Annotated in this window: 17 protein-coding genes; all 17 read right to left on the minus strand. The window is 70.4% G+C overall.

The genetic code is table 11. The annotated features are described in order from the left end of the window. Positions 1-43: 43 nt before the first annotated feature. Positions 44-571 carry a phage major tail tube protein gene (locus QA634_RS20970; protein WP_012333878.1) on the minus strand — a complete coding sequence of 176 codons (528 nt, stop codon included), beginning with the start codon at positions 569-571 and terminating at the stop codon, positions 44-46. Positions 572-637: 66 nt separating this feature from the next. Beyond that, positions 638-1924, minus strand: a complete 1287-nt coding sequence (locus QA634_RS20975; RefSeq protein WP_012333879.1) for a hypothetical protein — start codon at positions 1922-1924, stop codon at positions 638-640. An 83-nt stretch (positions 1925-2007) separates the two neighbouring features. Then, entirely contained in the window at positions 2008-2520 is a 513-nt protein-coding gene (locus tag QA634_RS20980) for a hypothetical protein (protein ID WP_012333880.1), read from the minus strand. A 36-nt stretch (positions 2521-2556) separates the two neighbouring features. Beyond that, a complete protein-coding gene (locus tag QA634_RS20985) occupies positions 2557-3327 on the minus strand; it encodes a hypothetical protein (RefSeq protein WP_012333881.1) in 771 nt (256 codons plus the stop codon). A gap of 18 nt (positions 3328-3345) precedes the next feature. Beyond that, positions 3346-3909 (minus strand): phage tail-collar fiber domain-containing protein, encoded by a 564-nt coding sequence (locus QA634_RS20990; RefSeq protein WP_012333882.1) that lies wholly within the window; start codon positions 3907-3909, stop codon positions 3346-3348. Then, entirely contained in the window at positions 3902-4570 is a 669-nt protein-coding gene (locus QA634_RS20995) for a phage tail protein I (RefSeq protein WP_012333883.1), read from the minus strand. Before QA634_RS20995 ends, QA634_RS20990 begins: the two co-directional genes overlap by 8 nt. Further along, a complete protein-coding gene (locus QA634_RS21000; RefSeq protein WP_012333884.1) occupies positions 4563-5558 on the minus strand; it encodes a baseplate assembly protein in 996 nt (331 codons plus the stop codon). Before QA634_RS21000 ends, QA634_RS20995 begins: the two co-directional genes overlap by 8 nt. A gap of 23 nt (positions 5559-5581) precedes the next feature. Continuing rightward, entirely contained in the window at positions 5582-6001 is a 420-nt protein-coding gene (locus QA634_RS21005; protein WP_012333885.1) for a GPW/gp25 family protein, read from the minus strand. Positions 6002-6004: 3 nt separating this feature from the next. Next, a complete protein-coding gene (locus tag QA634_RS21010; RefSeq protein ID WP_012333886.1) occupies positions 6005-6334 on the minus strand; it encodes a hypothetical protein in 330 nt (109 codons plus the stop codon). A gap of 17 nt (positions 6335-6351) precedes the next feature. Continuing rightward, positions 6352-6930 (minus strand): phage baseplate assembly protein V, encoded by a 579-nt coding sequence (locus QA634_RS21015; RefSeq protein ID WP_063826007.1) that lies wholly within the window; start codon positions 6928-6930, stop codon positions 6352-6354. Continuing rightward, the gene (locus QA634_RS21020) at positions 6927-7721 is read right to left on the minus strand and encodes a hypothetical protein (protein ID WP_012333888.1); all 795 of its coding nucleotides are present in this window, start codon (positions 7719-7721) and stop codon (positions 6927-6929) included. Before QA634_RS21020 ends, QA634_RS21015 begins: the two co-directional genes overlap by 4 nt. After that, positions 7718-8134, minus strand: coding sequence for a hypothetical protein (locus tag QA634_RS21025; protein ID WP_012333889.1), 417 nt, complete (start codon positions 8132-8134; stop codon positions 7718-7720). Before QA634_RS21025 ends, QA634_RS21020 begins: the two co-directional genes overlap by 4 nt. 11 nt (positions 8135-8145) lie before the next feature. After that, complete coding sequence (locus QA634_RS21030; RefSeq protein ID WP_012333890.1) at positions 8146-9171, minus strand: major capsid protein; 1026 nt, start codon at positions 9169-9171, stop codon at positions 8146-8148. Between the two features lie 120 nt (positions 9172-9291). Further along, positions 9292-9963, minus strand: a complete 672-nt coding sequence (locus tag QA634_RS21035; protein WP_012333891.1) for a head decoration protein — start codon at positions 9961-9963, stop codon at positions 9292-9294. Between the two features lie 42 nt (positions 9964-10005). Then, a complete protein-coding gene (locus tag QA634_RS21040) occupies positions 10006-11451 on the minus strand; it encodes a S49 family peptidase (RefSeq protein ID WP_012333892.1) in 1446 nt (481 codons plus the stop codon). 12 nt (positions 11452-11463) lie between these two features. Then, positions 11464-11715, minus strand: coding sequence for a hypothetical protein (locus QA634_RS21045; protein ID WP_012333893.1), 252 nt, complete (start codon positions 11713-11715; stop codon positions 11464-11466). 2 nt (positions 11716-11717) lie between these two features. Beyond that, positions 11718-13322 (minus strand): phage portal protein, encoded by a 1605-nt coding sequence (locus QA634_RS21050; RefSeq protein WP_012333894.1) that lies wholly within the window; start codon positions 13320-13322, stop codon positions 11718-11720. Positions 13323-13325 lie beyond the last annotated feature (3 nt).

The raw sequence follows: 13325 nt of genomic DNA on the forward strand, positions 1-13325 counted from the left end.
TTCCGTTGAGGCGGGCGGCGCCCCGGAGGCGCCGCCCGCCCGATCAGACGCCGAGGGCCGCGCGGTACTCGGCGAACACGTCCGTCCCGCCGTGGATCCACTCGCGGGTGTAGAACGACCACTTGAAGATCTGCTCGTTGTTCACGACCAGCTCATAGTAAGTCACTTCCATCAGCGAGTGATCGCAGTCGATCAGCTCGCCCGGGGTGTGCTCACCCGGCGACCACTCGCAGACGACGCCCTGGATCGTGGCGCGGACCGGCAGAAGACGATTGGTCTTCTTGTTGCGGAGCGTCGAGGCGTACGTCCACTTGTCGTTCGTGCCGGCCGAGAAGCCGAATTTCCTCAGCACGTCCAGGTCGACGCCCTTCACCGAGAACTTCGGCTCCAGCGCGTCGATCATCGGTAGCGCGAAGTTGACCGTGCCGGTACCACCGCCCGGGGTGTGCTCGGAGGTTTTGCGCTTGATCCCGGGCAGCGCCATCTTGTTGATCGTGAAGACGCGGGTGTCGTCGCTGTCGTCCGCACGACGAACGTCGACCTCCTCCATGATGAGAATGTCCTGGGCCACGGCGGGCTATCCTTCTGTCGAGAGGGGGCGGGGACCCGCGCCGGGCCGCGGCGCGGGTTGCTGGGGTCAGACCGTGGCGGTCAGGTTCCCGGTATTGGCGATGACGGTCGCCACCAGGGCGTCCAGCGCTGGGCGGTACTTCCGCACGTCGTTCTGCGCGACGAGGAAGATCGGCGCCTGCTGGATATAGCTCTGGATGTGAAGCATCCCCAGCTCGACCTGATTGGCCGAGTTAAGATCCTTCGAGAACACGATCTTGTACCCGAGGATGTCCGGCGGATCCGCCTTGACGTGGTCGAGCATGGCGAAGTCGAGGGACTTCAGCCAGCTCTCGACCACGCGCGGGGTGATGCGCTTGCCGAGGTACTTGCGAGTGATCTTCTGCTCCTCGACATCGATATAGTCCTGGCCGCGGACCTGATGGGCCTGCCGCCAGTTCTCGCTGATGTCGCACGTCTCCCAGCCGAGGAAGACGAAGCCGCCTTCCGCGATGGCATCGACGTTCGCGGACTGGCCCGAGACGATGATCGAGACGTCGGAGGCCAGCATCGTCTGGCCCTCGGTCGAGCCGTCGATGAGGCTGAACGCGATCGGGCGGCTGACGTCGGCGATGCCGTAGACCGGCTGGTTGCAGATCGTGTCGAAGGGCTTGCCGCCCAGGTTGTTGTCCTGGCGCACGAACAGGCCCGCCACGATCGGGCTCGCCGGCATCGTGGTCAGGGTCGTGACGTTGCTCACGGTCTTGTACGCGCGGACCGCCACGCCCACCGGCATCATCCGCATGGACGACATGGTTTCGCGCCCGGCGATCGCCGCGTCCGCGGAGCCCGGGGCGACGTCGTAGGGCATGAACGCCCGGAGGGTGTCGAGCACCGGCCCGATCGCCGCCATGACCGGGTTGGCGACGCCCGTGCCGTCCGGCTGCTGGGCGGTGTAGCCCGGGACGATGATCAGCCGCGGGACCGCCTTGACCACCTCGGCGGCGGTCAGGAAGGCGTAGAGGCCGGTGTTGCTGCCAGCGCTGCCGACGCAGTTCGCGAGCGTCTGGGAGAGCTTGGTCGTCGGGTCGGAGCTGGCGCCCTCGGCCACGCGGACCACGATCACGTCGGCGGCGAGCCCCTTCAGCTGCGCGTTGAGCAGCTGAAGGGCGTCAGCGAGGTAGCCGGTCCCGATCTTCGAGAGGTACGCGGGGTCCGTGCTGCTGAAGCGGATGGGCGTGTTGAGCGGGAAGACATCGGCGTCGGCGTCCGCCGAGGTCGAGAGGATGCCGACCTTCGAGAAGTCGGTCCCCGCGACGACGATCGGATCGTCGTCCGGCCGGGTCGCGATGTAGCCGAGGGTGGGTGCGGTCACGGGCGTGCTCCAAACAGAAACGCCGCCATGGAGGCGGCGTGCGGGGTGGGAGGGGCGCCCGGATCACCCGGGCAGGGGGAGGCTCAGAGGGCGGGCCAGCTCGCCGCCTCGAAGGCGGCCACCGCCGCCTCGGGTGTCGCCGCCGCGGCGATCGCGGCCTTCGCGGTCAGGCGGGCGCCCCGGATCGCGGCCGCGGCCGCGATCCAGGCCGCGGCCGCGGCGACGACCGCGCGGGCGACGCCCTTGACGTCCGAGGCTGGCGCGCCGGTCTGCGGGTCGACGTCGAGGCCGACCGTGGCGGCCAGGAGCGGGTAGTCGCCCGGGACGGGAGTCCCGGACATGGCGAGCGCCGCGCGGGCCTGGGCCAGCGTCTCCTGATATTCCATGGCCTGCCCGGCGCCGGGCGTGACCAGGGCGAGCCGCAGGGCCTCCGCCTTGGCGTCGACCAGCGCGGCGAGCTTGGCGCGCACGGCCGGGACGATCACGGCGTCGGGCACGCCGCGGGCGCGCAGAAAGGCGACGGGTGCGTCGCGGAAGCTCTCGGCCCCGTGATCGAGACTGAGCGCGGCGAGGACATCGGCGGAGGTCTGCGGCATGAGCGCGGGATCCTGTCGGAGGGCGAGGGCGGGGGCTTACGCCGCCGTGAGGCTCGACGTGTAAACGCTGTAGTTGTTCGGGTTGGCGCCGGCCGCCACGCCGGAAAAGACCCGGCCCGCGGCGTTCGCGCCGAGCGACCCGCTGAAGTAGAACGAGGAGTGGAAGCCCGCTTCGGTGCGGATCAGCGTGGCAAGACTTCCGGACGGGGCCGCGATGGTGACGTTGTTCGCGTTGATCTGCCCGGAGGTCTGGATGCAGTACGGGAACGTCACGTCCGATGACGGGTTCGGCAGCATGATGTCCAGGTAGCCGAAGGTGATATTGGCCGTGCCGGCGATGAACCCGCCCGGAACCCGGCCGTAGAACGGCAGCGGCGAGTTCAGCGCCTCGTTGCGGAAGGTCAACTGGCGCTGAGCCGACGCGTAGGGGGTCGAGTTGTCGGGCGTGTCCAGGGTCGCGCCGACGATGGTGATGTCCGAGTACAGTGCGCGGTAATAATTGAGCTGCACATCGCCGAGGCAGATGATTTCGGTCTTGCCGTCCAGGTAAAGGTTCTCGATCGCCTTGTCGAGGCTACGGTAGGGCGCTTGCAGTGCGCCGGACCCGGTCGTATCGGACCCGTTCGACGGGTCAACGAAGATCTGAAGCGACCGCGGGCGGTTCTGAAAATTGTTGATGATGTTTGTGATGTTGGTCACGTTGGTCGCGCCCTGGGCCACGACCTGATTGTAGAGCGTCTGCCACTGCGCGAGCGCGGCGTTGAGCGCGGTCGTCGAATCGGTCAGGGCGTCAACTACCGTCGTCATGTGCGGAGTTCCTTCGGATCAGAGGTTGAAGTCGCGCCGCAGGACGAAGCGCATGCTGTCGCGCCAGGACCCGGCCTCGGCGCCCAGCAGCTCGGCGATCGCCGCGGCCCACTCGGGGATCTCGGGCTCCAGGACGGCCAGCGTGAGCGCGTTGGTGGGGATCTGGTCGAGGACGAGATCCATCGAAAAGGCGACGTCCGCGAGCGCGGTCTTCGAGGCCAGCACGAACCCCGGCGTCGGATCCGACCAGAGCGCGAGCAGCGTGCCGTCGCTCAGGAAGAACCCGACCTCCCGGATCGCGTACTCGGAGGGGCTCGACGTTTTCGGGACCTCGGCCAGGACCCGGAAGCGCGCCTGGCCGGGGGCGCCGAGCTTGGCGCCGGAGATCACCGGGACCCGGATCACCTCGGTCTGGAGCGCCGTCGCATCCTTACTGGGCGTATACCCCACGTAGGAGATGCCGGACGGCACGCCGCGGCCGACCGCGACGCGGTCCACGACGGCCTGGAGGCCGTCGCCCTGCGCGCGCACGCACGCCGCCAGACCGGGCCGCGTGAGGGTGAGGACAAGAGGGTCAGACATCGGAGCTCACCAGCGAGAGGCGGAGGACGGAGCGGGCGACGAGGACGCCCACGGCGCCGATCGTGGCGGTGCAGCGCTCCAGGTTGTCGGCGTAGGCGGCGACTCGGACCCGGGAGCGCGCGACCGCGACGGCGGCGGCGCCGAGCCGCGAGTCCAGGCCGGCGGCCAGAACGAGGTCGAAGGCGCGGGACACCGGCTTGACCCGCATCACCGTCCCGAAGACCACCTTGACGGTCCGGGGGTCGATCAGCTCCCCGCCCTCGTAGAGCCGCGAGTGGACGTGGGCGGTCAGCTTGAAGGTGTAGGGGCGGCCCGGGGGGCTGGTCTGCCACCACTCCACGATCTCGGCGTCGATCCCGAAGGCCGAGAGGGCGATCCTCATCGCCCGGGGCGTGCCCTTGTAGGCGTGGACCTCCGGTGCGGCCTTGATCGCCGCGCGCCGGATCGGGGCCAGCCAAGGCGGGTCCCAGACGTCGACCGACTTCTCCCAGGCGACGTAGGGCTCGATCGCCTCTGGAGTGTTGTCCGGGTCCTTCAGGGCAACGATCTGCGCGGCCTCGGCGGCGCGGTCGTCCAGGCGCCCGTCCGTATCGGCGTGGGCCCGCTCCCGCGGGGTCGCGTTGCTCGGCAGGAGGTTCGGCCGCTTGACCGGATCAGTCACCGACCACCTCCACCGTCACGGCGACGTCCGTGCAGTAGGGGGCGCAGTAGGCAGGGTCGGGCGTGTCCGGGCTGATCGGGTTGCCGTTCACGTCGGCCAGCGGCGAGATCAGGTCCACCTGCTCGACCAGGATGGCCCCGGAGGCGTCGGGCACGTAGGCGGCCCCGTAGAGCATCTGGAGGAGCTGCGCCGCCCCAGGGCGGTGCTGGCGCTTGGCCTGGGCCGCGAACCGCTTCGCGGCCTCGGCCTGAACCACGCCGCGGTCCGCGCCGCCGCCGACGTAGAGGACCGCCTCGATCCGGTACGGGATGATGTTCGCGCTGGAGACGGTCACGAAGTCCGCGAGCGGGCGGCGGTCCTCCGCCCGCAGCGCGGCCTGGACGGTCGCGATCAGGTCGTCGGCGGCGGTCCCGTCGCCCGTGTTCGCGACGATCGGGACGTGAACGTGCCCGAGGGGCGCGAAGGGCGCCTCGGGCGTGCCGCCGTAGCTCATGGGCCCGTAGGCCGCCGCCGCCTTGACCCCGGCGACCCCGAGGGCGAACGAGATGTAGGCGCCCTCCGGGCCGGCGCCGGAGAGGCTTTCGGGCGCGAGCTGGATCCGGGCCCGGAAGTCGTCGTCGGACTCCCAGTCCGCCGCCGCGTCAGTCTCGAAGACGTAGGTCCGAGGGTTGGCGACCAGCGGCAGGCGGGCAACCGCGGGGGTCTGCGTCGCGCCGAGGTGGTCGAGGTAGGGCCCCCAGGAGGTCGCGAGCAGGACGGCGCGGGTCGCGTCGTCGTAGGCCGTGTAGACCAGCGTCTCGCGATAGGCGCCCGTCTCCTGGAGGATCGCGACCGTGTCGGTCGCGAGCGCCCCGACGTCGTAGGGGATGCCCGCCTTGTTGAGGCGGGCGGCCACGTCGGCCATCCGGGCCGCATAGATCGCGTCGAAGGTCGGCAGCGCCGGCAACGGGGGCAGGCGCGAGAGGTCGATGTCCGTAAAGCGGGTCACGCGCGGCTCCGGGGGTTAGACGATCAGGCGACGCGCGGCAGCTCTACGGCCAGAGAGCCGTTGACCGCGTAGATGTCGAGGGCGCGCGGTCCTCCCTCGACTGTATAGTCTCCGAGATGACCGCGCGGGCGGTAGTAGCAGATGACCGAGAACTTGAGCTGGCCCAGCTCGACGGCGTTGACCGTGTTGCCGGTGGCCGAGATCCGCACGACCTTCAGCCGCGGCTCCCAGGTCGAGATCGCCAGGACCAGCAGCATACGGTAGGCCGACAGCAGGGTCGGCGTGATGCGCCGCCCCAGCAGCTCGGTCAGACCGCCGCCGAACCAGCGGTGCATGACCCGCTCGCCCAGGCGGGTCGAGAAGATCGTCTGGACCGCCTGGGCGACGTGGGCGAGGTCCCGCGAGGGCTCGCCCGTCCAGCGGTCGAGCCCGCAGGAGGCCATCGGTCAGCCCTCGGCGCTCGGGGCTGCGGGGGCCGGCCCCTGGTCGGCGCCCGCGCGGAACGAGAACGCGGCCGGCTCCGCGCGCAAGCGCGCTGGCGCCGGGGTCTCATCGGCGGCGACCGGATCCAGCGGCGGCAGCGCCGCCCGCTCGGCCTCCGAGAGGCCGGCGATCGGCTGCGCCTCGGCCTCGACGGTGGTCGCGACGAGGTGGCCGAGATCGACCTCGTAGGCGACGGCGGCCGGGCGCGCGCGCACCAGATCGCCGGGCTCGACGCGCCGGCCGAGCAGGTGCGCGGGCGCGGCGTCGGTGACGCGGTAGAGGGTCGAGGTCATGCGGGCTCTCCTGGCGGTCAGGCTTGCGGAACGTCGGTGGTCTGGCTTCCCGCGACCACTCCACCGTGGCGATGGTCCTTGCCGATATTCTTGTCGTCGTGTTTGACCTTGGCGCCCTGGAAGACGTGCTCGCTTCCATCGAAGCTGTAGGTCTTGCCGTTGACGTCCCAAGTCACCTTGGCCTTCGCCGTAATGTGAATGGTCCCGTTCTTGATCGAGATGTTCACGTCATCTCGGTTGAACAGGACCGTCGTGTCCGCGTCCGGTGCGGGGTCCGGCCTGTCCTTGGAATGGGCGAAGGGTACGAAGGCGCCCTGCTCCTGGTCGCCGTTGGGCGAGAGCACCCAGCCCTGCTCGCCGACCTTGGCGCGGTAGGAGGTGACGCCCGTCGCGTCGAGGTTCTGGAGCCACGTCGACTTGTGCGGCTGCCCGTCCGAGCCGCCGTCCAGCTCGACCCTGACCCCCTTGCCGTGCTCGCTGTCGCTGACCTTGCCGGGGCGGATCAGGTTGGCGACCCGAGTCTTCAGCGCCTCGTGCTCGCGGCGCAGCTCCAAGTGCGCGTCGAGAAGATCCCTAATGGCGGCTTCGAGGCTCATGGGATCGGGGACTCCTGGCCGGCCACCTCGACGAGGTCGCCGCGCACGGTCTCGATCGTGATCTGGCTCGCCGGCGGCTCGGCCTCGGCGCCCGGGACGGCGCCCAGGCCGACCCCGCTCATCACCCCGCGGGTCTGCTGAAGGAGCGCCTGGGCCCGCTGCCAGGGCAGCAGGGTCGAGCCGGTCAGCAGGGACTCCAGGAGGTCCCCGTAGCGCGCGAGCGCGGGGTCCGTGCGCAGCAGGGCCACGAAGGCGTCCCAGGGCTCCGGGATCGCGTCCGCGCCGCGCTCCGGCTCCTGCATGGGGTCGATGGTGACGATGTTCTGCCGGACGGCGTACTTCACGCCGCGCTCGGCCGACCCGCCGCGCCGGCTGGTCAGCCGCTTGGGCCGGGGCGGGCCGCGGAAGACCCGGAACATCTCGGCCCAGGGGTCGGTCGGGTCCTTGAGCGCCTGCTCGACCTGCCACGCCATCACGTCGAGAGTCGCCTCCAGGCCCGCGTCCGTGTGCGGGATCTCGACCTCGAACTCCCCGGCCCGGACCTGGACCTGACCGGCGAGGGTCATCTCGATCACCACGTCGAGGTCGCGCGTCATGGCGCGCGAGGACTCCTTGTCCGGCTCCGCGTCGTCCTGGTCGGTGGAGACGATCAGGACCGGCTGCGGGCCGGTTTCCTGGGCGACCTGATCCCAGGGGACGATCAGCGAGTCGAAGACCCGGTTCTCGGCCAGGGTACGCCCGGACAGCGCCTTGACGAGGCAGAGGCGCAGGGCGAGGCAGACGAGGCTCACGGGGCCCTCTCCGCGGTCAGCATCAGGAGCAGGCCCCCCGCGTCGTTGGCGCGGGAGACAGCGACCGCGTAGGCCGCGCCGCCGCGCTCCAGCAGCTCCACGAGGTCGCCCTTGCGGACGGTCCAGGGGATCAGGGCCGCCTGCTCCGTCCCGATCACGACGCAGGTCTCCGCTCCGGCGACCCGGATCACGCCTTGGAAGCGGGCGCCGATGCCGTGGGCCGCGCCGCGGTCGTCATCGATCTGCGAGCGGCGAGTGTAGCGGCCGATGACCTCGACCGGCGTCCCCCGGTCCGGGTCGGGCCCCGGGCCGGTGTACTGGTTCTCGGCCCGCGGGGTGAGGCGCACGGCCTCCCCCCACTGCCGGTCCACGGCGGCCGCCACGCGGGCGCGACGCCGTGCGGCGAGCGACATGGCGGCGATCCTTACGCCGCGACGCCGCGCTGGAGCGCCTGCGGCATCGTGCAGACGTACAGGGGATAGCTGTACATCTCCAGATCGAAGTAGGTGTCGCGCTCCAGATCGGGCACCATCCACGAGTATTCGGCCTGACCGAGCGTGTTCACGAACTCGAATTTCTCGGCCGGGGCGAGTGCCCGCTGGAAGATGCCGGCGCCAACCGGGAAGAACTTCGCGGTCATGTCCGGTACCGCCACGGTCGAGCTATCGTCCGTGCCGCGGTAGTTGTGCCACATGATGTTGCCGTACTTGAAGCTGCTGAACGCCTTCATGAAGTCGTTCTGCAACTGCAGGGCCTGCATCGCGTACTTGTACGTCTCGCGGACCTCCGGGAGCTTGGTCATGGCGTCCCACCAGTTATCGTCCACGACCGCGTGGACGATAACGTTCGTCCCGCCGACGCCCTGAAGGCGGCGCAGGACTTGGCGGTTCACCTTGTTGCACTGCTCCAGGAACGCACCGTCCTCCGCGCCGGACCCGAACTGGAACGCGAACGGCGCGTCCTGGCTCTGCCCCAGCTCGTCGTACCAGTCGGTGATGGTCGAGCCGTCCGCGTCCACGACGAGCCCCTGGATCACGCCCAGGCGCATGTGCTCGTGCGTCAGGTCGAAGTCCTGCTTTATCTTGAGCTGACGGCGGGCGACCTCGCCCTGGAGCTGCTTCAACTCAGTCTCGCTGCCGTAGGCGCGGATGTTCTGAAGCTCGTCCGCGTAGATCCGGCTGGAGTCGGCCAGACGCACGGTGCGGAACGACCGGGCCTTGCGGCGGTCGCCGCCCTTCTGGGCCGGCGGCGCGCCGCGCGGGCTGGTCTGGATGAGCGCAGGGGCGTTCAGACGCTCCTCGATCCACACGTCCGTCGTGCGGATCGGGGTGTCCACCATCAGGCCCGGGATGCTGCCGAGGAAGCCGGGGACGTAGCCCATCCGGTCGACGGCGGCGGTGAGGGACACGGCGGAGAACGCATCGCCGCGGAAGACGTCCATGGTCAGCATGAGAGCAGTGCCCTTCAAACAAAAAGGGCGCCGCTGCTGCGCGCGCCCATGGGGCTACGGGGGAGGGTGGACTTTTGCGGAGGGTGGAAGGCGCGCCGGCCCGGAGGCCGGCGCCCGGGATCAGCGGACCTTGATGTTCAGGCGGCGAAGCTGCTCGATGCCCTCGGCCTTCTGGGCCGCGGTGATGCCGGCAGGCCAGATCAGGTCGACTCCGCGGACCTCGGCGGGGCCGGAGGTGATCGCGGTCGTCACCTGCTCGTCGGCCGCGTTGGAGATGACGCGGTAACCCGCGATGCCGGTGACGTTCTGGCTGCCGTCCGTGGCCGAGAGGTTCAGGGGCACGAAGCGGCGGTCGCTGGTGCTGCTCTCGACTCCGACCGAGACGGTGAGGGCGTCGCCGGCCACGTAGGCGGTGCCGCCGGCCGTGATCGTGAACTTGATGTCCTTGGAAAACGCCGCGCCGGTCGCGCCCTTGCCGATGTTCTTCCCCTTCGGGTTGATGACCTCGAAGGTGGTCGCGGTCAGGAAGACGATCCGGTAGTCGCCGTCGATCGCGGAGGCCAGGACGGGCGTCGTGCCGTCCATCGCGATCGTGCCGTTTCCGGTGTTGCCGGCATCGGCCGCGGCGGCGGCGGTCGCCTGGGCACCGACCGTGTAGGCGCCGAGGACGGTCCCGGGCAGGAGCGCGGTGTTGACCGGGACCTTCACGGCGTCGCGGGTCTGGAACGGGCCCTCGCTCTCGCTGACCAGGAAGGTCAGCGAAGCGGGGGTCTCGGTCTGGGTGTAGGCCATTGGTGCGGACCTTCCGATGAGAGTGAGGGGCGGGGTGAGGGGTTAGCGGACGCCCGGGATGCGGGCCGCTGCCGGCAGGCGCGCGTTCATCCCGGCCACGATCTCGTCCCAGGACGCCGCGGCGTCCGCCTTGGGGTCCGTCTGAGCGGCCGGGGGCGTGTCGGGGTCGAGGTTCAGGTCGGCGCGCCCGGCCATCCGGGCGTCGAGGCTGGGGCCCGCCGGGGCCGCAGCCTGGAGCCCCGAGAGGACGCCCTTGGCCGCGTCCAGCGACAGGTCGGTGGAGAGCGCCAGGTGGCGGGCGCTCGCCTCGCGGCCCTTGGCCTCGTCGCTGCCGAGGATCGCGCCGATGCGCTCCCGCTCGGTACTGGCACCGGCCTTGGTGCCCTCGGTCAGGCCCTCGGCCTTGCCGGCCGCGAAGCTCTCGGCGCGGGCGGTGTCGAGATCGGACTGGGTGAAGCCCGCAGAGGCGCCGGGCGTGGGGGTGTTGTCGGACATGGAAGCTCCAGTGGGTCGCGACGGGAAGGAGCGCCCGGCTGCGGGCGCGGCGGAAAGGTCGGCCAGCACCGCGTCGAAGGTGCCGATCGCATCGACGAGGCCCGCCTTGATGGCCTCCTCGCCCATGAAGGTGCGGGCCTCGGTGTCCCGGATCGCCTGCTCGCTGAGGCCCGGCCGCCCGGCCGCGACCGTCGTGACGAACTTCGCGTAGAAGCCTTCAACCTCCTTCTGGAGGTCGGCGCGGACCGCGTCGGGCAAGGGTTCGAAGGGGTTCCAGTCGACCTTGTGGTCGCCCGCGAAGATCAGGGTCGGCTTCATCCCCTCGGCCCGCAGGTACTCGCTGATGTCGAGGTGCATCAGGACGACGCCGATCGAGCCGGCGAGGCCGGTCGGGATCGAGACGATCCGGCTGGCGCCGGAGGCGATCGCGTAGGCAGCCGAGGAGGCCATGCCGTTGACGAGCGCGGTCACGGACTTCTGGGACGCCACTTGCCGGACGAGCTCGGCCGCCTCGAAGGCGCCGACCGCCTCGCCGCCGGGGCTCTCCAGGTCGAGCAGGATCGCCTTCGTCCGCGGGTCCGCGGCGGCCATCCGCATCTGGTAGGCGAAGCCCTCGTAGGAGATGAGCCCCGAGGACGCGCCGACCCAGCCGCCCCGGTTCACCCACTCGCCCACGAGGGTGAGGATGGCGACGCCCTCGGCGGTCCGGCGGAAGGGGAGCGGGCGCTTCGAACCATCCTCGGCCAGGGGGTAATCGCCGTAGAAGCGGCTGGCGCGCGGGGTGTGGACCTCGACCGAGCCGTCCGCGCGCTCGTGCCCGCGGAAGATCTGCAGGCTCTCGCCCGCGTCGTGCTCGATCCCGCCGACGTTGCCGCCCGCGGCCGGGCCGGCGGACATGCGCGAGAGGAGGAAGGCCGAGATCGTCTCGGCGGTCGCGGGCGCGACGAGAAGCGGCCGGTTGTAGAACCGGCCGGCGATGCGGTGATAGTGCATGATGCCTCGCGATCAGCCCGCGGTCGCGCAGAAGCGCGGCGAGCGGCCGGAAGTCTTCGCCGCACAAAGCTGCTGCTGGCGCAGCATCTCCATGCGGAGCGTCTGAAGGTTCGCTTGCGAGAACCAGACGTCTTCTTCGACGTCTCCCTCGCGGAAGCGGATGCGAAGCTCCTGCTGGCCGGCGACCAGGGCGAGGTAGGCGGTGCTCAGCGCCGCCGCGACCGCACAAGAATCGGTCGGGTCCACGGTCGTGATGTCGGCCACGGCTAGTTGTCCTCCTGCACGACCAGCTTGTCGGCCACCGGGTCGGGCGTCGGCGCCGGCCCGTTCTCCGGGAGCCCGTACTTCGCGCGCAGGCGCATCTCACGGGCGCGCTGCTTGTAGACGTCGTGGACGTCCCCGAGCCCCTGGTCGGCGCAGATCGCCTCGTCGGTCGCGACGCCCATGTCCCGGTAGGTCTGCCACGTCTTGGCGGTCTTCAGGTTGTCCGCCTCGGGCTTGGGCGTGCCAGTCCACCGCAGCGTCAGGGCGGGGCGCTTGGCGAGGAAGCCGGCGACCCCGTCCGGGAACGGCGTGCCGCCGCGCTCGATGTCCTCCTCCAGCCACGCCAGGAAGTGCGGCGTCGAGAAGGGCCCGACGATGTTCTCGCGCCGGTAGAGCGTGATCTGGAAGATCTCGCTCGTCGCCATACGGACCGACGAGTAGGTCGCGCCGGAATAGTCGCCGGTGCCGCTCTCGTAGGTCAGGCCGAGGCAGCGCAGGATCTCGCGCAGAAGGAACAGCGCCAAGTCCTTGAAGTCCGCGCTGCTCTGCGAGGTCGAGTGGAATTCCAGCTCCTGACCCGGGAAGAGGTGAGCAAAGCGCCCGTTGATCCCGAGGTCGATGTTGGTGCTCTTGTACCAGCCCTCGTTCATCGCCGCCCAGGCGTCGAAGGCGCTCATGCCGTCGCTCGCCATCCGGGCCTGCTCCTGAGGGGTCAGCAGCCCCTTCAGGATCTCCTCGGTCGGCTCGTCGCTCTTGATCGTCGCGGCGAAGACCGCCTGGATCAGGTTCGCGGTCAGCTTGCTCTCGGTGAGCTGGTCGAAGCGCCGGGCGGTCGCGAGCGCCGCCACCAGGGGCGAGATGCCCCGATACTGCCCGGGCACGCCGTCGAAGACGTGGACGATCCGGGGGCGCCCATAGCGGTCCCGGGCCTCGACCTCGATCTCCTGCTCGGTCCCGGTCGGGGTATTGCGCCGCCAGAACCAGTAGCTCGTCGGCATCCAGTCTTCGTCCATCTGGACGCCCTGGACGAGGCGCGGATAGGCCGTGCGCTGCGAGAGCCGGTGCGCCGGGATCAGCCGGACCTTCGAGCCGTATGCGCCGCCGGGGCGCCGCTTCCAGGCACACTCGCTGACGATCTCCCCCGGGCCGAACCAGGAGCGGAAGGCCGCGGCCTGCATCTGCGCGAAGGTGCGCCGCCCCTCGATGTCGCACTCGTAGGAGTTCGTGGCCCAGAGGTTAAGGAACCGGGCCTCGGCGCGCGCGCACCAGTCGGTGGCCTGATCCTCGTCCCAGCCCATGACCTCGGCGTCGAGGGTCAGGCGAGGGCGCAGGCCGACCCCGACCGTGTTCGCGACCGCTTGGTCGATGGCGCCCGAGATCCAGCCCGAGTTGTGGATGATGTCAAGCGCGCGCCCGGCCGCCCGGGTCCAGGCGGACCGGACGGTGTCGGCCGGATCCCGCGGCATCGGGTTCCAGCCGCGAAACACCGGGGACGCCTCCCCGCGCATGTAGCCGGGCCACCAGCCGCTCGATGCTTTCGGCCGAGGGCGATCCCCGGACGTCGCGGGCAGAACGCCGCCCTGCTTGATCCGGGGTACGATCGACATGGG

The organism is Methylobacterium sp. CB376, from assembly GCF_029714205.1.
Lineage (GTDB): Bacteria > Pseudomonadota > Alphaproteobacteria > Rhizobiales > Beijerinckiaceae > Methylobacterium.